This is a genomic window from Streptomyces sp. NPDC013187 (assembly GCF_042899705.1).
Taxonomy (GTDB): domain Bacteria; phylum Actinomycetota; class Actinomycetes; order Streptomycetales; family Streptomycetaceae; genus Streptomyces; species Streptomyces hawaiiensis_A.
In genome coordinates this window covers 181,850-201,861 of record NZ_JBIBAF010000003.1, presented here as the reverse complement: position 1 = coordinate 201,861, position 20,012 = coordinate 181,850, and the positions used below count along the sequence as shown (strand labels likewise).

11 protein-coding genes are annotated in these 20,012 nt (G+C 74.8%); all 11 read right to left on the bottom strand.

The window, feature by feature from the left end:
* Positions 1–3: 3 nt before the first annotated feature.
* On the bottom strand, positions 4–6,495 hold the full coding sequence (locus tag ACFY5B_RS06860; RefSeq protein WP_389965539.1) for an amino acid adenylation domain-containing protein: 6,492 nt from the start codon (positions 6,493–6,495) through the stop codon (positions 4–6).
* Entirely contained in the window at positions 6,492–11,570 is a 5,079-nt protein-coding gene (locus tag ACFY5B_RS06855; protein WP_389965536.1) for an amino acid adenylation domain-containing protein, read from the bottom strand. The genes ACFY5B_RS06860 and ACFY5B_RS06855 overlap by 4 nt, the downstream gene beginning before the upstream one ends.
* Positions 11,571–11,602: 32 nt before the next feature.
* Positions 11,603–11,812, bottom strand: a complete 210-nt coding sequence (locus ACFY5B_RS06850; protein WP_389966444.1) for an MbtH family protein — start codon at positions 11,810–11,812, stop codon at positions 11,603–11,605.
* 181 nt (positions 11,813–11,993) lie between these two features.
* Positions 11,994–13,232 carry an FAD-dependent monooxygenase gene (locus ACFY5B_RS06845; RefSeq protein WP_389965533.1) on the bottom strand — a complete coding sequence of 413 codons (1,239 nt, stop codon included), beginning with the start codon at positions 13,230–13,232 and terminating at the stop codon, positions 11,994–11,996.
* Positions 13,229–14,674: a condensation domain-containing protein gene (locus ACFY5B_RS06840; protein ID WP_389965530.1), complete on the bottom strand. Its 1,446-nt coding sequence runs from the start codon at positions 14,672–14,674 to the stop codon at positions 13,229–13,231. The genes ACFY5B_RS06845 and ACFY5B_RS06840 overlap by 4 nt, the downstream gene beginning before the upstream one ends.
* The gene (locus ACFY5B_RS06835; RefSeq protein ID WP_389965527.1) at positions 14,671–15,390 is read right to left on the bottom strand and encodes a 2-hydroxychromene-2-carboxylate isomerase; all 720 of its coding nucleotides are present in this window, start codon (positions 15,388–15,390) and stop codon (positions 14,671–14,673) included. Before ACFY5B_RS06835 ends, ACFY5B_RS06840 begins: the two co-directional genes overlap by 4 nt.
* 27 nt (positions 15,391–15,417) lie before the next feature.
* A complete protein-coding gene (fabG, locus tag ACFY5B_RS06830; protein WP_389965525.1) occupies positions 15,418–16,161 on the bottom strand; it encodes a 3-oxoacyl-ACP reductase FabG in 744 nt (247 codons plus the stop codon).
* A 48-nt stretch (positions 16,162–16,209) separates the two neighbouring features.
* Entirely contained in the window at positions 16,210–17,304 is a 1,095-nt protein-coding gene (locus ACFY5B_RS06825; protein WP_389965522.1) for a beta-ketoacyl synthase N-terminal-like domain-containing protein, read from the bottom strand.
* Positions 17,305–17,341: 37 nt separating this feature from the next.
* Positions 17,342–18,598, bottom strand: a complete 1,257-nt coding sequence (locus ACFY5B_RS06820) for a beta-ketoacyl-[acyl-carrier-protein] synthase family protein (protein WP_389965520.1) — start codon at positions 18,596–18,598, stop codon at positions 17,342–17,344.
* On the bottom strand, positions 18,595–18,858 hold the full coding sequence (locus ACFY5B_RS06815; protein WP_389965517.1) for an acyl carrier protein: 264 nt from the start codon (positions 18,856–18,858) through the stop codon (positions 18,595–18,597). Before ACFY5B_RS06815 ends, ACFY5B_RS06820 begins: the two co-directional genes overlap by 4 nt.
* 80 nt (positions 18,859–18,938) lie before the next feature.
* Complete coding sequence (gene sbnA / locus ACFY5B_RS06810) at positions 18,939–19,985, bottom strand: 2,3-diaminopropionate biosynthesis protein SbnA (RefSeq protein ID WP_389966442.1); 1,047 nt, start codon at positions 19,983–19,985, stop codon at positions 18,939–18,941.
* Positions 19,986–20,012: the final 27 nt, after the last annotated feature.

Genomic DNA, 20,012 nt, shown 5'->3' with positions numbered 1-20,012 from the left:
GGGTCAGCCTTCCCTGCTGGTTGCGGAGTGGTCCAGGGCGGCGGCGAGCCGCGCGACGGTGGGGTGGCGCAGGGCCGTGGCCAGGTCGAGGGCGAGGCCCGCGCGGCGGGCGGCGACCAGCAGCGGCGGCACGAGCAGCGAGTCGCCGCCCAGCTCGCGGAAGTCGTCGTCGACGCCGACCCGTTCGAGGCCGAGCACCTCGGCCCAGACCGCGGCGAGCCGCCTTTCGGTGGCGGTGCGCGGTGCCGCGTACGGTGCCGCGCCCGCGCCGGTCGCCTCTCGGGCCACGACGGCGGCCCGGTCGCGTTTGCCGTGGGGGGTGAGCGGCAGGGCGGTGACGACGTCGACGGTGGCCGGGACGAGCGCGGCGGGCAGGAGGGTGCGCAGCCGGTCCCGGAGCGCGGCGACCTCGACGGTGCGGCCCTCGGCGGGCACCACCCAGGCGGCGAGCCGCTTCCCGCCGTCGGCGGCCGGGACCGCCGTGACCAGCGCTTCCCGTACGGCCGGGTCGGCGGTGAGGGCGGCCTCGGCCTCGCCGGGCTCCACCCGGTGGCCGCGGATCTTGACCTGGCTGTCGGTGCGGCCCGCGAACTCCAGGTGCCCGCCCTGCAGTCGCCGGGCCAGGTCGCCGGTGCGGTAGAGGCGGCTGCCGGGCAGTCCGTACGGGTCGGGCAGGAAGGCGAGGGCGGTCAGGTCGGGACGGCCGCCGTAGCCGCGGGCGAGTCCGTCGCCGCCGAGGAACACCTCGCCGGTGACGCCGTCGGGCACGGGCCGCAGCTCCGCGTCGAGGACGCGGACCAGGACGCCGGGCAGCGGCGCGCCGAGCGGGACCAGGGCCCGCCCGGACCGGGCGCGGACGGGGCCGTAGGTGGCGGCGACGGTGGCCTCGGTGGGCCCGTACTCGGCGCCGAGGGCCATGCCCCCGCCGCCGGCGCGGATCCGGGCGGCGACCCGGTCGGCCTGCGCGGTGGGGTAGGCGTCCCCGGCGCAGACCGCGAGCCCGGCCAGCGCGGCCAGTTCCCGGTCGGTCAGCTGGTGTTCCAGCAGCGCCAGATGGCCCGGGGTCAGGCCGACGAACGCGTACGGCGCGCCGCGCAGCAGCAGCGGCCCGAACTCGGCCGTGCCGTACCTCTGCGGCAGCACCCGTACCGGCTGCCCGGTCATCAGTGGCGCGTACAGCGCGGGCATCCCGAGGTCGAAGCCGGCCGGGGTGAACCAGGGCGCTCCGTTGCGGCCGGCCTCGGTGTACTGGCGTACGGCCCAGTCGAGGTAGTGCGCGAGGGCCCGGTGGGAGACTTCGACGGCCTTGGGGGTGCCGGTGGAGCCGGAGGTGTGCAGGACGTAGGCGAGCCGGTCCGGGTCGTGCCGCAGGCCGAGCGGCGAGGCGTCGCCCTCGTGGGCGGCGTCCTCGGCGAGCAGCACGTCCGCGGCGGGCAGCCGGACGACGTACGAGCGCTGGGTGACGGCGATCCGCGGCGCGGTCCCGGCGAGGCGGGCGTCCGGCGCGCACGGGTCGAGGGGCACCTGCACGGCACCCGCCTTCCACACGCCGAGCAGGGCGGCGACGAGGTCCGGGCCGCGGTCGAGCAGTACCGCCACCCGGGTCTCGGCACCGGCGCCGAGGGCGAGCAGCCGGCGGGCGATCCGGTTGGCGCGGGCGTCGAGCTCGCCGTAGGAGAGGCGGAAGTCCTCGCCGTGCAGGGCGGTGGCCGCCGGGGTGCGGGCGGCCTGCGCCTCGAAGGCGCCGAGGACGTCGGCCGGGGTCTCGGGGTGGGGCAGGGCGGGCGCCTTGAGGCGGGCGATCTCGTACCGGTCGGGGAAGGCGCCGGTGCTGTCTCCGTCGGCTCCCGCCGCGGCCATCTCGGTGAGCACCGCGCGGTACAGCGCGGCCAGCCGGTCGGCGGCGGACCGGGAGAGCGTGCGGGTGCGGGAGGCGAGGGAGAGGTGACCGCGGACGGGGGTGCCCACGACGAGGGGGAACTCGTTGGGGCTGTCGTCGCGGCTGGCCATGATGTCGATGAGCTCGGTGTCGACCTGGTGGAAGTCCAGGTAGTGGAAGAGCACGTCGATCAGGTGGGCCTCGCCGCCGGGCACGCGCATCGCGGGCATCGGGTAGCGGCGGTGCGGCCACAGCGCGACCTCGTGCGCGAAGACCTGCCGGGCCAGTTCGCCCCAGGTGCGGGCGGTCCGCTCGTAGGGGAAGGGCACCGAGTTGAGGTACATGCCGGAGACGGTCTCGGCGCCGGCCTCCTCGGGCCGGGCGTCGGCGACCATGCCGCCGCGGAAGGCGGCGGAGCGGGTCAGCAGCGACAGCACCTTGCTGTGCGCGGCGTGCAGCACGCTCTTGTACGGCACCCCGGCGGCGGTCGCCAGGGCGCGCAAGCCGGGTTCCAGGTCGGTCAGCGGCAGGTCGATGCGGTAGCGCTCGTCGGGTCCCGCGGGGTCGCCGGCCCAGCCGGTCGGCACGGTGAACTTGTCGTGTCCTTCGACGATCCCGCGCCAGAACTCCTGGTCGGCCGGGTCGTCGAGGGCGCGCAGCTCACCGGCGATGAAGTCGGCGTAGCGGACGGCGGGCGCGGGCGGAGCGGGGGCGGGCTCGCCGCCGGTGCGCAGGGCGCGGTAGGCGCGGAGCATCTCCATCAGCTGGGAGTGGTAGCTCCAGCCCTCGATGACGGGGTGGCACTCGGTGATGGACAGCCACCAGCTCTCGTCGTCCAGGAGGTGCACGGCCATCCGCATCAGCGGTGCCCGGGTCAGGTCGAACAGCTCGGCCCGGTCCCGGTCGGCGAAGTCCCACAGCGCCTGCTGCCGGTCGTCCTCGGGGAGGTGGCGCAGGTCCTCGTGGACGACGGGCATGCGGGCGGAGGCGTGCACCAGCTGGAGCGGCTGGGAGTACCCGGCCAGGGCGAAGGAGGTGCGCATCACCTCGTGCCGTTCGACGATCAGGTCGGCGGCCCGCTGGAACACGGCCGGGTCGAAGGGGAGTTCGTCGCGGATCCGGAAGGAGGTGATGTTGTGGTAGCGGTTCTCGCCGCTGCCGCCGTGCATCTCGACGAGCATCCCGGCCTGGATGCGTGAGACCGGGTAGGCGTCGGTGACGTCGGCGGGCAGTGCCGCCCGGTCGGCGGCGTCGATCAGCGCGAACCGTGCGACGGTCCGGGGCGCGTCGGCGGCCGGGGCGCCGGTGCGGGCAATGGCCGTCGCCAGGCGTTCGACGGTCCGGTGCTCGAAGACGTCCCGGACGCTGGTCTCCCAGCCGGCCGTGCGCAGCGCCCCGACCAGTGCGACCGCGCGCAGCGAGTCGCCGCCCAGGTCGAAGAAGTTGTCGCGCACCCCGACGGTGTCCAGGCCGAGCACCCGCGCCCATACGGTGGCCATGGCCCGCTCGGCGTCGGTGCGGGCCTCGACGTGTGCGCCGACGGCCGTGGCGGCGCGGCCGGGTGCGGGCAGCGCGCGGCGGTCGAGTTTGCCGTTGCCGGTCAGCGGCAGCGAGTCCAGGGTGAGGTAGGCGGCGGGCAGCATGTACGGCGGCAGCGACGCGCCGAGGTGTTCGCGCAGACCGGCCGGGCCGAGGTCGTCGGCGCCGGGGGCCGGGACCAGGTAGGCGACGAGCTGCTTGTCGCCGGGGGTGTCCTCGCGGACGATCGCGACGGCCTCGGCGACGGCCGGGTGTGCGGTGAGCGCGGTCTCTATCTCCCCCAACTCGATGCGGTAGCCGCGCAGTTTGACCTGGTGGTCGACGCGGGCGAGGAAGTCGAGGTTGCCGTCGGGCAGCACCCGGGCGAGGTCGCCGGAGCGGTAGAGGCGGCTGCCGGGCGGGCCGTAGGGGTCGGGCACGAACCGCTCGGCGGTCAGGTCGGGCCGGCCGGCGTACCCGCGTGCCAGTCCGGTGCCGCCGATCCACACCTCGCCGGGCACGCCGGTGGGGAGCGGGCGCAGCCGGTCGTCCAGGACGTACATCGTGGTGTGCGGGACGGCCCGGCCGATGGGGACCAGTTCGGTGGGGACCGGTCCTTCGAGGAAATAGGCGGAGTTGCCGACGGTGATCTCGGTGGGCCCGTACTCGGCGGCCAGCCGGGTGCCGCCCGGACCCGCCGCCGTCGCCCACCGTTCGGCGAGCCGGGCGGTGAAGGAGTCACCGGCGGCGATGACGAGTCCGGCCAGCCCCCGCACCTGGTCCGGGCTCAACTGCTCCACCAGCAGGTTGAGATGGCCCGGGGTGAGCTTGATGAAGGCGTACGGTCCGCCTGCCGCGAGCAGGTCGCCGAGGTCGGCGGTGTCGAAGTCCTGCGGCAGCAGGTGCACCGGCTGCCCGGTCATCAGCGGCGCGTACAGGTCGGGCACGCCCAGGTCGAAGGCGATGGAGGAGAACAGCGGCGCTCCCCCGGTGCCCGCGCTCGCGTACGCCTGGACCGTCCAGCCCAGATAGTTGGCGAGGCCGCGGTGGCTGATCAGGACGCCCTTGGGGCGCCCGGTGGAGCCGGAGGTGTAGATGACGTAGGCCAGCCGGTCCAGGTCGTCGGCGGCGGGCAGCTCGGCGTCGGCCGCCTCCAGCGCGGCCCGTTCGGCGGCGTCGTCGACGACGACCGTGCGGACGCCGGTCAGGCGGCCGGTGTACCGGGTCTCGGTGACGGCCAGGGCGGTCGCGGTCTCCGCCAGCATGTGGGCGACGCGGTCGTCCGGGTGGGCCGGGTCGACCGGGAGGTAGGCGGCGCCGGCCCGCCAGATGCCCAGCAGCGCGGCGACCAGGTCGGGGCCTCGGTCGAGGAGGACGGCGACGACGGCCTCGGGGCCGGCGCCCAGCTCGGTGAGGCGGCGGGCGAACCGGTCGGCCCGGGCGTCGAGTTCGGCGTAGGTGACGGTGGTGCCGGCGTGCCGCAGTGCGGGCGCGTCCGGGGTGGCCGCCATCTGCGCGGCGATGGTCTCGAAGGCTGGGCGCAGGCCGGCGGGTTCGAGCGGGCGGTCGGTGCCCACGGGGGTGTCCGGGCCGTCGAGGAGCAGGGCGCGCTCGGCGGCGTCCAGGACGTCGAGGTCGTCGACCGGGGTGCCGGGGGCCCGGGCGATCGCCGCGAGCAGGGTCCGGTAGTGGCGGGTGATCCGCTCGGCGGTGGCCGCGTCGAAGAGCGCGGTGGCGTACTCCAGGCTGCCGTGCAGGGTGCCGTCCGGCCGTTCGGCCAGGTGCAGGGTGAGGTCGAAGCGGGAGACGCGGCTCTCGGCCGGTACGGGCGCCACGCTCACACCGGGCAGCTCGGGGCCCTCGGGGCCGCCCTCGCCGGAGACGAGGTCGAACATGACCTGGAAGACGGGGGTGGTGGACAGGTCCCGCTCAGGCTCCACCTCGTCGGCGATCCGGTCGAAGGGGGTGCCCTGGTGGTCGAAGGCGGCCAGGACGGCCGTACGGCTGTCGGCGAGGAAGCGGCGGAACGGCGTCCCGGGCCGCCAGGCGGCGCGCAGCGCCAGGGTGTTGTAGGCGTAGCCGGCCATCCGGCGCAGCTCGGGCCGGGTACGGCCGGAGGAGGCGGTGCCGACGCACACGTCGGTGGTGCCGGCGTAGCGGCCGAGCAGCAGCTGCCAGGCACCGAGCAGGACCATGAAAGCGGTGGCGCCCTCGTCCCGGGCGAGTGTGCGCAGGCTCTCCGCGACCGGTGCGGGCACCTCGAAGCGCGTCATGGCGCCGGCGCCGTCGCGCACGGCGGGCCGGGGCCGGTCGGTGGGCAGCCCGAGCGGGGCGAGCCCGGCCAGCCGCTCCCGCCACCAGGCCAGGTCGGCGGCCGCGGCCGGTGAGCTGTCCCGCCGGCCGAGCCACGCCGCGTAGTCGGCGTACTGGAGGGCCGGCTCGGGCAGCGCGCCCGCCGGGTCGCGGCCCTCGACGGCGGCCGTGTACAGGGCCGAGAGCTCGGACAGCAGCAGCGGTCTGGTCATCGCGTCGCAGGCGATGTGGTGCACCACCGCGACCAGCACGTGGTCGTCCGCGGCGAGCCGCAGCAGCCGTACGCGCAGCGGCTGTTCGGTCGCGAGGTCGATGGGCCGGGCGGCCTGCTCCTCCGCGAAGGCGACGGCGCGGCCGTCGGCGTCTGCGTCCGCGTCGGCGTCCGCGTCCGCGTCCGCGTCACCGTAGCCGTCCTGGACGACGGCGAAGTCCGCCGGGCCGGCCGGGTCGATCACCTGGCGGGGTTCGGTGCCGTCGAGGACGTACCGGGTGCGCAGGATCTCGTGGCGGGCGGCCAGCGTGCCGAAGGCGCGGCGCAGGGCGCCGGTGTCGAGGGCGCCGCGCAACCGGTACACCATCGGCAGCAGGTACTCGGGACTGTCCGGGTCGAGCTGGTGCAGGAACCACAGGCTGCGCTGCCCGGCGGACAGGACGAGAGGTTCCGAGCGGTCGGCACGGGGTATCCCGGCCGGGACCGCGCGGCGGCCTCCGGCGCGGGCGGCCAGCCGGCGGCGCAGCAGTTCGGCCGCCAGCTCTTCCCGGTTCGGTGCGGTGGGTGCGGTCACGGCTGGTACTCCCGGTGGGCGAGGGCCAGTTCGGCCTCGGTGAGCGATTCGATCTCGGCGCGTACGGCCTCTTCCACGGCGGTGGCGAGGCCCCGCACGGTGGGCCGCTCGAAGACGGCGCTCAGCGGCAGCTCGACGTCGAACTCCTCCTGGACACGGGCGATCACCCGGGTCGCGCGGACCGAGTTGCCGCCGATGCGGAAGAAGCCCTGGCGGGCCCCGACCGGCCGGTCGGCGCCGTCGCCGAACAGCACCTCGGACCAGATGGCGGCGAGGGTCTCCTCGACCGGCCCCTCGGGCGCGCTGTACGGCTCGTCGGCGAGCGCGGCGGCCAGGTCGGGCACGGGCAGCGCGGCGGTGTCGACCTTGTTGTGCCGGGTCAGCGGCAGCCGTTCCAGGCCCACCAGCAAGGCGGGCAGCATGTAGTCGGGCAGCCGGCGGGCGCAGTGGTCGAGCAGCTCGCCTTCGGTGGCCGGCCCGGCGTCCGGGGCGGGTGTCCAGTAGCCGACCAGGGCGGCCTCGGGCCCGGAGCCGTGCACGGTGACGTACGCCTGGGCGACGGCCGGGTGCTCGACGAGGACGCCCTGCACCTCGCCGGTCTCCACCCTGCGGCCGCGGATCTTGACCTGGCCGTCGGCGCGGCCCGCGAACTCCAGCGTGCCGTCGGGCCGCATCCGGGCCCGGTCGCCGGTGCGGTACAGCCGCGCTCCGGCGGGGCCGTAGGGGTCGGGCACGAAGGCGGCGGCGGTCAGGCCGGGGCGGCCGTGGTAGCCGCGGGCGAGCCCGTCGCCGCCGACGCACAGTTCGCCGGTGACGCCGTACGGCACGGGCTGGAGACGGTCGTCGAGGACGTACGCCGTCACATGCGGGTAGGGGCGGCCGACGGGCACACCGGTGGCGGTGTCGTCGGCGTCCCAGCGGGTGGCGGCGATGGTGGTCTCGGTCAGCCCGTATTCGTTGATGAACCGCATCAGGCGGCGCGAGAGTTCGCGGGCCAGCGCGGGCGGGCAGGGTTCGCCGCCGGTCTGGCCGACGATCGGGCGGCGGCCGAGCCCGGCGTCGAGCAGCAGCTGCCAGTGCGTCGGGGCCACCTGGAGGTGGCTGACCTCGTGTTCGTCGATCAGCCGCAGCTGGGCCGCGTGGTCGCGTTGCTCCTGTTCCCGGGCGAGCACCACCCGGCCCCCGGCCACCAGCGGCATGAACAGTTCGGTGCAGGAGATGTCGAAGGTGACCTGGGCGAGCGCCAGCCAGGCGTCGTCCGGGCCCTGGCCGAAGTCCAGATGGGCCTGGGAGGCTCGCAGCATGGTGAGCAGCGAGCCGTGCTCGACGGCGACGCCCTTGGGACGCCCGGTGGAGCCCGAGGTGTACATGAGGTAGGCGAGGCGGGAGGGGTCGTCGGCGACCGCCGGGACGGGCTGCGCGGACTGTGCACGGGCGGCGGTCTGCGGAGTCTCCGCGACCGTGCCCACGTCCAGTACCCGGCCTTCGAAGCGGCCCGCGAACCGGGTGGCGTGCGTGCCGTCGGTGATAAGGACCGTCGCCGCCGCGTCCGTCAGGACGTGCGCGGTGCGCTCGTCCGGGGCGGCCGGGTCCAGCGGCACGTACGCGGCGCCCGCCCGCCAGGCGCCGAGGAACGCGGCGACCAGGTCGGGGGTGCGGCCGAGCAGTACGGCGACCACCGAGCCCTCGCCGGCGCCCTCGGCCCGCAGCCGGGCGGCGAACGCCTCGGCCCGGTGCTCCAGCCGCTCGTAGGTCCACCTCTCGCCGCCGCACACGACCGCGGTGTCCTGCGGCGCGCGCCGGGCCGCCGCGGCGACGGCCGCGTCGACGGTCCGCTCGGGTCCGGTGACCGTGCCGGGCTCGGGACGGCCGGGACCGCGGCCGAGCAGCTCGGCGCGGAGCGGCGGGGGCAGCAGGTCGGCGTCGGCCAGCCGGCGGTCCGGGTCGGCGGTGACCGACTCCAGCAGCCGGATCCAGCAGGCGGCGAGCCGCTCGACGGTGGCCGCGTCGAACAGGGCGGTGGCGTACTCGGCGAGGCCGAGCAGCGATCCGTCGGGGCGGCGCTGGAGCACGAAGGTCAGGTCGGTGCGGGCGGTGCGCCAGGCCCCGCGGAAGGCGGCCACGTCACCGGCGTCGACCGCGGTGCCGGTGCGGCCCTCCTCGTGGACGTCGAACATCACCTGGTAGAGGGGGGTGCGGGCCGGGTCGCGGGTGTCGTCCAGCTCCGCCACCAGCCGGTCGAACGGCAGCTCCTGGTGGGCGAAGGCCGTACGGGCGGTGTCGCGGACCCGGGCCAGCGCCTCCCTGAACGGTGTAGCGGCGGGCGCGTCGCAGCGGAGCACCAGCGTGTTGAGGAAGTAGCCCGCCACCTCGGCGACCTCGTCACCGTGCCGTCCGGCGACCGGCACCCCGACCGGGACGTCCCAGTTGCCGCTGAACCGGGCCACCAGCGCGGCGAACGCGGTCAGCAGGGTCTGCTGCAGGGTGGCCCCGCAGCTACGGCCGAGCGCGGCGACCTGCTCGGCGAGCGGGGCCGGCACGGTGAAGACGTGCGCTGCCCCGGCCGCGTCCCGGGTGGCCGGGCGGGGCCGGTCGGCGGGCAGGTCGACCGGTGTGATGCCATTCAGGGTGTCCTTCCAGTGGGCGAGTTCGGCCTTGAGGAAGGTGTCGGTCAGCCGGGCGCGCCGGTGGACGGCGTGGTCGGCGTACTGGACGGGCAGGGCGGGCAGGTGCGCGTCGGTGCCGGTGTGCAAGGCCTCGGCGAGCGCCTTGAGGTCGCGCTCCAGGACGACGGAGGTCCAGCCGTCGCAGGCGATGTGGTGGATGCTCAGCAGCAGCGTCAGCGTGCCCCGGCCGCGCACCGCGAGGGCCCGGCGCACCGGCCCTCGGGCCAGGTCGAAGGGGACGGCGAACTCGGCCTCCACCAGCGCGTTCAGCTCGTCCGCGGTGTCGGCGCGGGCGAAGCGGACGTCCCACTCGGCCGGCAGGTCGGCGAGTTGCACCGGCTCGGTGCCGCGCAGCAGGTAGCGGGTGCGCAGGATCTCGTGGCGGGCGGCGAGCGCGCTGAGCGCCCCGCGGACGACCGTGTCGTCGTACTCGGCGGGCAGGGTGAGGAAGACCGGTGCGTTCCACTCGGCACTGCCGGGGCGCAGCCGGTCCAGCAGCCACATGCTCTGCTGGCCGGGCGAGAGCGGCAGGCCGTGCGGGTCACGGTCGACCGGGGTCACGGAGCGCTGCGCCGCGGGTACGGCGGTGTCGTCCGCCGCCCGGCCGGCGGTGAGCAGCGCGGCCTGCTGCTCCACGGTGGTGGCGGTCAGCAGCGCGGTCGCCGGGATGTGCCGTCCGGCGGCGTGGGACAGGCCGGCCGCGAGCCGGTTGAGCATCAGCGAGGATCCACCGAGCTGGAAGAAGTCGTGGTCGGCGCCGATCTCGGCGGCCGGGGTGCCGGTCAGCCGCGTCCACTCCTCGGCGACGACCCGCTCGGCGGGGGTGCGGACCGGGATGTGCGCGGTCTCGGCGGCGGCGTCCGCCGGGTCGGGCAAGGCGGACCGGTCGATCTTGCCGTTGGGGGTGAGCGGGAACGCGGTGACCGGCACGTAGGCGGTCGGCACCAGCGGCTCCGGCAGCGAGTGGCGCAGGAAGGCGCGCAGCTCCTGCGGGCCGAGCGGCTCGCCGCGTGACTGCACCCAGGCGACCAGCCGGTGTCCTCCGCGGCCGTCGGGCACGCCGGCGGCGACGGCGGCCCGCACCCAGGGGTGGGCGGCGAGCGCGGCCTCGACCTCGCCGGGCTCGATCCGGACGCCGTTGACCTTGACCTGGTGGTCCAGGCGGCCCAGGTACTCCAGGACGCCGTCGGGCCGCCAGCGCGCCCGGTCGCCGGTGCGGTAGAGGCGGGCGCCCGCCCGGTGCGGGTCGGGCACGAAGCGTTCGGCACTCTGGCCGGGGCGGCCGAGGTAGCCGAGGGCGAGACCTACGCCGCCCGCGTGCAGTTCGCCGGGGACGCCGACGGGCACCGGGCGCCCGGCCCGGTCCAGGACGAGGACGCGCATGTTGCCGATGGGCCGTCCGATCGGCACGGCGCCGGTGTCCTGCGCCGGGTCCCAGCGGTGCTCGGTGATGTCGACGGACGCCTCGGTGGGCCCGTAGGTGTTCCAGATCTCCGCCCCGGGCACCCGGTCGTGCAGGGCACGGCACAGCTCGGCGTGGAGCGGCTCTCCGGCGCTGAAGAGCAGGCGCAGGGCGCCGGCGCGTTCCCAGCCGGGCTCCTCGACGAGGCGGCGGTAGACCGACGGTACGCCCTGCAGAATCGTCACGCCGCCGTCGACGACGGCCCGCAGCAGGGCGGCCGGGTCGCGCTCGGCGCCCTCGGGGGCGAGCACCACGGCGCCGCCCGCGATCAGCGGGGAGAACAGTTCGAGGCCGGCGGCGTCGAAGCCGACGGTCGTCTTCAGCAGCATCCGGTCGCCCGCGCCCACCCGGTGCCGGTGCGCCAGCCAGCGCACCCGGTTGGCGATTCCGCCGTGCGGCACGAGCACGCCCTTGGGGCGGCCGGTGGAGCCGGAGGTGTGCAGGACGTAGGCGGGCCGGTCGGCGTCGGGCGCGAACTGCACTCCCTCGTGGTGCAGTTCGCCCTCGGCGCCCCCGGTGCCGTCAAGGTCCTGGATGTCCTCGACGGTCAGCGTGCGGACGGTGCCCGGCAGGCTGTCCGCGGTGGCCCGCTCGGCGAGGACGACCGGGTCCCCGGTGTCCGCCAGGACCGCCGCCAGGCGGGCCGCCGGGTGGTGCGGGTCCAGCGGCACGTACGCGGCGCCCGCGAGCCAGACGCCGAGGAACGCGGCGACCAGCTCCGGGCCGCGGCGCAGGCACACTCCGACGAAGTCGCCGGGACGCACCCCGGCCGACCGCAGCCCGGCCGCGAACCGGTCGGCGAGCGCGGCCAGTTCGGCATAGGTGACGGCGGTGCCGTCGGCGCGGACGACGGCGGCCGCGGCCGGGGTGCGGGCGGCCTGGGCGCGGAACAGCGGGAGTATCAGCAGATGGCCGGGGACGCGTCCCGACTTCGCAGGCTCGTTCACGATCTCTCCTCCATCGGGATCGGCGGTGCGGATCAGCTGCCGGCGCCGGCCTCGGCCATGCGGCGGCGCAGGCTCAGCGGGCGCATGTCGGTCCACAGGGTGTTGATGCGCTCCAGGCACTCCACGCGGCTGCCTTCGGTGCCCTCGGCGTGCCAGCCTGCGGGCAGGGCGCGGTCGGCCCACCAGATCGAGTACTGCTCCTCGTCGTTGAGCACGACGCGGTACACGCTTTCGTCGCTCATGTGTTCAGCCATGGGGTGTCCCTTCTGCGCGGTGAGGTGTGGCCCATGGTTGAACGCAGCGCTATCGGGCGTTTATCGGCCACCTATACGCTCCGCTGAGACACCGTGGACAGGGGCGAGCCCCCGGCGCCGAGGGGCGCCGGGGGCTCGTGGTTGCCGTGGACTCGTCGCTGGTCAGCGATCAGGCGGCGTTGCTGTGCAGGGTGTTGGCGACGTGGTTGTCGTTCAGGTTGGCCTCGACGTCGTTCGCGAGGATCCACGCCACGTCGGCGGCCTGGTTGTTGACGTTGCGGTTGTTGTTCGAACCGGTGTTGCCGAGGTTGGTGTTCATGGAGGAATTCCTCTTCTCTGTAGTGGTGGGCCGTCCGTCCCGTGAACCCAGCTGCACACGGGTCGTGTGCGGCCGGCGGGTCGCTTCGTAGCGGCGGAGCGCGGCGGCGATGCCCGCTGCTCCCGATGCCTCCTCCTTGAGGCAGATCGCGAGTGCCACCCCGTCCTCGATGGCCTGGTTGGCTCCCTGACCGTGGTGCGGGAGCATCGGGTGGGCCGCGTCGCCGAGCAGCGTGGTGCGGGCGGTGCTCCACCGCTCCAGCGGCGCCCGGTCGTACAGCGCCCAGCGGCGCACGTCCCGTGCCGCGCCGACCAGGGCCCGCACCTGCGGCGCCCATCCGGCCAGCGCCGCGTCGAGGTCGGCGGGCCCGGCCGCGCTGGTCCAGGACTCGTCGGGCCCCTCGGGGGCCGGGGTGACGGCGACGTAGGTGAACTGCCGTCCGCCGCTGACCGGGTAGAGCAGTACGCGCCCGGCGGGGCCCGCGAACATGTACATCAGCGCGGGGTCGAGGTCCGGCAGCGCGGCCGCGTCGACCAGACCCCGCAGCGCGCAGTTGCCGGAGTACACGGGCCGCTCGGGCCCGGCCGGCCGACGGCGGACCAGGGAGTGCACGCCGTCCGCGCCGATCAGCGCGGAGGCCCGGGTGACCGTGCCGCCCGCGAACCGGAGCGTGACGCCCTTGGCGCTCTCCTCGTAGCCGGTCAGCTCGCGCCCGGTGTGCACGCGCTCGGCGGGCAGCAGCGAGGCCAGCATCCGGTGCAGGTCGCCGCGGTGCACTGTCAGGTAGGGGGCCCCGAACCGCTCCTCCCAGGCCGCGCCCATCTCCTGGCGCGCCACCGTGGAGCCGTCGTGGAAGGCGCGGACCTCCAGCGCCTCGGGCCGCACCGCCTTGCGGGCGAGCTGTCCGGCCAGGCCCATGCGGGTCAGCAGCCGGGTGCCGTTGGGGCCGAGGTGCATGCCGACGCCCTGTTCGCGCAGGGTGTCGCCCCGCTCGTAGACGTGGACGTCGATGCCGCGGCGGTGCAGGGCGGCGGCGGCGGCGAGTCCGCCGATGCCCGCGCCGATCACCGCGATCGTGGTGGTGGTCATCGGTGGTCCCATGCCTTCTCGAAGGAGTCGAAGGAGTTGAAGGAGTTGAAGTCGTCGAAGGCGCCGGTCTCGCCGGAGCCGAGGGCGAGCACGGCGTCCAGGTCGGCGTCGGCGGCCAGTTCGACATCGGTGATCCGGGCGTCCGGGTCCCGTACGGCGGCCGTGAGCATCCGCTCGTAGCCGTCCGCGAACCGCTCGACGGTCGTCCGGTCCAGGACGTCGGTGTCGTAGGAGAAGACCGCGGTCACGCCCTCGGGGGTCTGCTCGATGCGCAGCAGCAGGTCCAACTGCCCCTCCTGCTGCGGCACGTCGATCAGGGCGATGTCGAGACCGGCGTACGGGACGGCACGGCCCACCGCCTGGCCCGGCGGCACGTTGGGCACCGGCGGTTCCATGCGGTCCATGTGGACCAGGAACAGCGCGGCGCGGAACAGGGTGGCCTGCGGGAAGGCCAGGCCGCACGGGTAGCGCACGCCCAGCATGCCCCGCATGATCCGCTCGCCGGCCTGCGCGGCGGCGTCCCGGAAGGTGACGCCGGGCCCGAACTCGGCTCGCACCGGGATGGTGTTGAGGAAGCAGCCGATCACGTCCCGCTGACCGCGGCCGGAGCGGCTGGAGGCGGGCACCCCGAGCAGGAAGTCGTCCTGCCCGGTCCAGCGGTGGGTCAGCGACTGGAACACGGCGAGCAGGTACGCGAAGGGTGTCACGCCCGCCGCGCTCGCCGCCCCGCCGATCCCGTCGGCGGCCTCGGGGGCGAGCCGCCGGACGACGGTGTCGCCGCGCAGCGAGCGCACCCGGGGGCGCGGCCGGTCCAGCGGCAGTTCGGCCGGGGCCGATCCGGCGACCGACTCCCGCCAGGCGGCGGCGGCCCGCAACCCGGCCTCGGAGGCGGTGTGGGCCAGCTCCGCCGCCGCGTGCTCGGTGTACGTGCCCTTCAGCGGGCGCCAGTCGGGGGCGGTGCCGGCGGCGTGGGCCGCGTAGGCGACGAGGACGTCACGGACCAGCAGCCAGCGGGAGGTGAAGTCGCTGACGATGTGGTGGGCGGAGGTGACGAGCGCCCAGTCGTCGTCGGCACGGCGCAGCAGCACCACCCGGAAGGTCCCCGACTCCAGGCGGAACGGCCGGGCCCCGGCCTCCTCGACGGCACGCAGCAGCCCGGCCTCGTCGATTCCGTCGAGGTCCCGCAGTTCCAGCCGTACGACGGGTGTGTCCGAGGCGATGCGGACCGGGCGTCCGCCGTGTTCGGCGAAGACGGAGCGCAGCAGTTCCTGGCGTTCGCCGACGGAGGTGACGGCGGCGTCCATGGCGGCTGGGTCGACCCGGCCGCTCAGCCGCAGCGGCATCACGATGTTGTAGGCGGCACTGTCCGGGGCGATGCGGTACGCGGTCCACATCGCCTCCTGGATCGAGGTCAGAGGCAGGGCTCGCACGGCGGAGTTCATCCGCAGCCTCCCGCGTGGCTCAGGTCGGAGGCGGGGCCGCCGACGAGGGCGATGCCGGGCTCGGCGGGCGCGGGGGTCTCCGCGACGGGGCCCGGGGCGTGCTCGGGGAAGGTCGCCGCGAAGTCGGCGACCCGGTCCAGGCCCCAGAAGGGCTCCGAGCCGTGGATGAAGTACGGCACCCCGAACACGCCGTCGCGGTCCACGTCCACCAGGGCCTTGGCGCCCTGCGCCCGGATCTCGGGGTCGTCGGTGACGGCGCCCGCCTCCTCGGCGTCCAGGCCGATGGAGACGGCCAGTTCACGCACGGTGGCCGGGTCGCAGAGGTCACGGCCCTCCAGCCAGCGGGCCCGGCACGCCCGCTCCACCCACGCCCGGCCCAGGCCCCGGCGCTCGGCGAGGAACCACGTCAGGTGCGCGGGCTCCCACCACGGGTCGGCGTCCACCGGCCAGGTCAGGGTGAGCCCGCGGGCCGCGGCGAGCCGGCGCACGTCCCGCAGGATGTAGAACTGCTTGGCCCGGGACATCGGGACGTAAGGGAACTCGGCCCCCGCCTCGGCCAGCAGCTTCCGGCTGATCTCGTCCGGCTCCCAGAAGGGCCGCCACTCCAGCCGGTCGAGCAGGCCGGGGTGGTTCTCACGCAGCTCTCGCAGCGCGAAGAAGTTGTAGGGGCTGCGCAGGTTGAAGTAGAAGCGCGGCGGCCGGGCGGCGCGTGGCATGGCTGACTCCCTTGGGCGGATGGGTTCTCAGACGACCAGTCCGCCGTCGACGGCGAAGACCTGTCCGGTGATGTAGGAGGCGCGGTCGCCGGCCAGGAAGGACACCAGTTCCGCGACCTCCTGGGGCTCGCCGAAGCGGCCCAGCGGGATGCGGCGGGTCATCTCCTTGGCGTGCTTCTCGGAGAGGCCGCCGGTCATGTCGGTGCTGATGAAGCCCGGGGCGACGGCGTTGGCGCGGATGCCGGAGCGTCCGGCCTCCTTGGCGAAGGCCGCGGTGAAGCCGATGATCCCGGCCTTGGACGCGGAGTAGTTGGTCTGCGTGGCGTGTCCCGCGGCGGCGACCGAGGAGAGCGTGACGACGGTGCCGCGGCGGCGCTTGAGCATGGGGAAGGCGAGCGTGCGGACGACGTTGTAGGTGCCGTCGAGGTTGGTGCGCAGCACGGCGTCCCAGTCCTCGTCGGCCATCATCGCCAGGTGCTGGTCGCGGACGATCCCGGCCGCGGTGACCACCACGTCCACCGGTCCGAGCAGTTCCTCGGTCTCGGCCGCGAACGCGGCCACGGCGGCCCGGTCCGTCACGTCGACGCGGCGGGCGAGGGTGCGGGCGCCGTGCGCGGCGGCGGACTTGGCGGCGAGCGCGGCCGCCTCCTCGTTGGACTGGTAGCACAGCGCGACGTCATGGCCGTCGCGGGCGAGGGTCTCCACGACGGCCCGCCCGATCCCGCGCGAACCGCCGGTGACCAGGGCGACCGGCCTCGGTGTGTCGGACATGTGACGTGCCTCTTTCCTCGGTGACGGGACGGGGGGCCGCGGGATGTCTCAGGCCAGCCGCAGCAGCAGCGCGCCGACGGTGCCGTCGCGGTCGGCCGCGGTGATCAGGGCGAGCCGGTCCACCAGGCTCGGTTCGCTCTCCGCCTCGGCCAGCGCGGCGGCCAGCTGGAAGGCGGCGGAGGCCGCGCCGGCGTCGCCGACCAGGGAGCGCACCGGGAGCCGGTTGCCGGTCAGCCCGTCGAGGGCGGACTCCTCCTGCTTGCCGAGCAGCCCGGGCGGGTTGCCGGGCACGATCAGTTCGACGTCGCCGGGGGCGGCGTCCGCGTCGGCCAGCACGTCGGCGACACAGCGTTCCAGCGCCGCTCCGGCCCGGCCCTTGTCCTGGAAGGCGCGGAACCGGGAGCCGAGAACCGAGGCGAGCACGGGCCGGCCTCCCTCGCGGGCGGCCGACGCCTCCTCCAGGAGGAAGAGCGCGGCGCCCTCGCCGAGCGGCTGCGGTTCGGCGCCGTCGTGATCGGCGACCCGTTCCAGCCGGGCCCGCTGTACGGAGAACTCCTCGGCCGCGCCGGCCAGCAGCGCCGTGCCGTGGCCGCCCCGCAGCAACCGGGAGGCGTACTGGAGGGCGAGCAGGGCGGTGGTGGCGCCGCCGGAGACGGTGACGTTGGGGCCCTTGAGGGTGTGCCGGATGGCACTGGCACCGGCGGGGCAGTTCATGACGGTGTTGGGGAAGCGCGCCGGGTCCACGAGGTAGGGCTTGTCGCCGGTGAGCGCGTCCCGGGTGAAATCCATGATCGACTGGACGCTGCCGGAGGTGCCGAGCACCAGGCCGGTGCGCTCCGGGTCGGCGGCGAGCCGGGTGCCGTACTCGTCGAGGAGCATGCCGACCGTGGTGGCCGCGATGCCGGTGACCCGGTCCATGGAACGGGTGCCCTTGCGGCCGAGGACGGCCCTGACGTCGAAGCCGGGGATCAGCCCCGCCTCCGGGTAGGGGACCGGCCAGGTGGCCGCGTCCACCGGCGCGACCGCCCGCAGCCCGGACCTGAGGCCCTCGGTGAAGCCCTTCCTGCCCAGTCCGTACGGCGAGGACACGGCCCAGCCGGATATCGCCAGCCGGGGCGCGGCTGTGTTCGCCTGGAGCGCCATGCTCGTCAACTCCTCTCACGATCGCGGCCGTCGGCTCTCACGCCGCCTGCTCCCACTTGCCGAGCACCAGGACGGCGTTGTTGCCGCCGAAGGCGAGCCCGTTGTTCTGCACGACCCTCAGCTCCGCCTCGACCGCCTCGTTGGGCACGCAGTCGACCGCGCACTCGGGGTCGGTCGAGCGGTGGTTGATCGTCGGGGGGATGAAGCCGTCCCGCAGTGCCAGCGCGCAGGCCGCGGAGGCGAGGGCGCTGGCGGCGCCCATGGTGTGGCCGATCATCGACTTGATGGAGACCGTGCGCGGCAGGGTGTCGCCGAACACCTGCCGGATCGCGCCGACCTCGGTCACGTCGTTGGCCCTGGTGCCGGTGCCGTGCGCGGAGATGAAGTCGACGTCCGTGGCCTCGATGCCGGCATTGCGGTGCGCCGCGGTGATGCAGCGGGCGATGGAGTCCCGGTCGGGGGCGACCGGGTGGCTGGCGTCGCACGACAGGCCGTAGCCGAGTACCTCGGCGTAGATCCGGGCGCCGCGGGCGAGCGCGGACTCCAGAGACTCCATCAGCAGGATGCCGGAGCCCTCGCCGGTCAGGATGCCCTGCCGGTCGGCGTCGAAGGGGCGGCACACGTCGGGCGCGATGGTGCCGAGCCGGTAGAAGCCGGTGAAGGTCTTGCGGCACAGCGCGTCCGCGCCGCCGCACAGCGCCATCTCGACGTCTCCGGAGCTGATCGCGTCGTAGCCGTAGCCGACCGCGTAGTTGCCGGCCGCGCAGGCGGTGGGCACCGTGACGGTCTCCACGTCCTCCAGGCCGAGTTCGCGGACGATGCCGGCCGACAGCCGGCCGGGCCACACCCGGCGGGCCGCCGCCTCGTCGAGGGCGTCCTCGCCCTCGGCGACCTGGAGCGCGGTGAGGTGGTCGAGGTCGCGGGACTCGCCGTCGGTGGTGCCGACCGAGACCAGCGAGCGCACGTCGCGCACCTGCTGTGCGGTCAGTCCCGCGTCGGCGACCGCCATCCGGCTGGCGGCGACCGCGAACTGCGCGGCCCGGCCCAGGTCGTCCGGGGACTGGGCGGTCAGCCAGGCCGCCGGGTCGAAGTCGGTGATCTCGCAGGCGTTGGAGTACGCGAAGCCGGTGGTGTCGAAGGCACCGATCGGTTTCGCGCCGCTGCGGCCGGCCCGCAGGCCGGCGGCGAAGGCGTCGACACCGGTACCGATGCTCGTCACCACGCCGAGGCCGGTGACGACCACCCGGTGCCGGGCGCCGCGCCCGCCGCGGCCCGGCGTCGCGACCCCGCTCACTTGACCTGCGCCTCGGCGACCACGGCGTAGACGCCGGCGAGGTTGACCATCCGGCTGAGCTCCGACTGCGTCAGGGCGATGCCGAAGGTCCGCTCCAGGGAGGAGAGGATCTCGATGGTGCGCAGCGAGTCGGCGTCGTGCTCCTCCTTGAACAGGCTGACGTCGGTGACCTCGTCGAGTTCCAGCTCGAGGATGTCGCAGACGATCTCCTTGATCTCCGCCTTCTGCCCGTCGTCGAGGGCAGGGAGCTGAGTGGTCATTGGATGCCTCCGTGCATCGGTGTCGGCCACGCGGGCCTCGGGTGGTGGTGTGGGGGATGCGTTCATGGTGGCGGGGCCCGCTATCGGTGCCCTATATCCGCCAACTCCTGTGACTCCGTGATGAGTTGGGGTGGCAGGTCAGCGTCCTGCGACAGCTCCGCGACCTCGCCGAAGTGCCGGCGCACCCAGGTGTCGTCGTAGATCGTGTCGAGGTAGCGGTCTCCGCCGTCGGGCAGGATCAGCACGACGTTGGAGCCGGGTTCGAGGCCCGGTGCGATGCGGTCCAGCGCGGAGACCACGGCTCCCGAGGAGCCGCCCGCAAGGATCGCCTCGCGCCGTACGAGCCGACGGCACCCCACCACACAGTCCAGGTCGGTGACGTGGACGACGTGGTCGGCGTCCGAGGGTCGAAGCAGCTTGGGCCGGATCGACGCGCCGTGGCCCGGCACCAGCCGGGTGCAGCCGGCGCTCCGGCCGAAGAGCACGCTGCCGACGGCGTCCACCGCGTGCACGGTCGTCGTCAGGCCGCTCTTCCGGATGTACTCGGCGCAACCACCCAGGGTGCCGCCGGTGCCGGCCGCCAGGATCAGGTGGTCGACCTTGCCGTCCAGCGCCTCGGCGATCTCGCGCATCGTGGTCAGATGCGCCTGCCGGTTGAGCGGGTTGGCGTACTGGTCGGGCCAGTACGAGTCGGGTGTCGAGGCCAGCAGTTCCGCCACCCTGCGCAGCCGCATGGGCAGCAGCTCTCCGGTGACCGGGTCGGGGTCGGTGACGACCTCGACCCGGGCGCCGTAGGCCCGCAGGATCGCGAGGTTCTGCTGGGTGGTGCGCGCGTCGACCACGCAGACGAAGCGCAGTCCGAAGTACGCACAGATCTGAGCGAGTCCGATCGCGAGGTTTCCGGAACTGGACTCGATCACGGTGGAACGACCGGGCACGAGTTCCCCGGAGCGGATCCGGTTCAGCACCATCGAGAGCGCCGACCGGTCCTTGACGCTGCCGCCGGGATTGAACCGCTCGGCCTTGGCGAACAGCCGTACCGGTAGGTCCGGTGCGAGCCGTTCCAGCTCTATGAGCGGAGTGTTCCCCACCACGGCGAGGATTCCACGGAGTTCGGCAAGCGGCATGCCGGGAAGTCCGCCCGGTCCCTGGGC

Coding starts and splice junctions, on each gene's coding strand:
- ACFY5B_RS06850 (WP_389966444.1), bottom strand. CDS start 11,812: ATGAGCGACGAAAGCGTGTACCGCGTCGTGCTCAACGACGAGGAGCAG.
- ACFY5B_RS06845 (WP_389965533.1), bottom strand. CDS start 13,232: ATGACCACCACCACGATCGCGGTGATCGGCGCGGGCATCGGCGGACTC.
- ACFY5B_RS06840 (WP_389965530.1), bottom strand. CDS start 14,674: ATGAACTCCGCCGTGCGAGCCCTGCCTCTGACCTCGATCCAGGAGGCG.
- ACFY5B_RS06835 (WP_389965527.1), bottom strand. CDS start 15,390: ATGCCACGCGCCGCCCGGCCGCCGCGCTTCTACTTCAACCTGCGCAGC.
- fabG (WP_389965525.1), bottom strand. CDS start 16,161: ATGTCCGACACACCGAGGCCGGTCGCCCTGGTCACCGGCGGTTCGCGC.
- ACFY5B_RS06825 (WP_389965522.1), bottom strand. CDS start 17,304: ATGGCGCTCCAGGCGAACACAGCCGCGCCCCGGCTGGCGATATCCGGC.
- ACFY5B_RS06815 (WP_389965517.1), bottom strand. CDS start 18,858: ATGACCACTCAGCTCCCTGCCCTCGACGACGGGCAGAAGGCGGAGATC.
- sbnA (WP_389966442.1), bottom strand. CDS start 19,985: ATGCCGCTTGCCGAACTCCGTGGAATCCTCGCCGTGGTGGGGAACACT.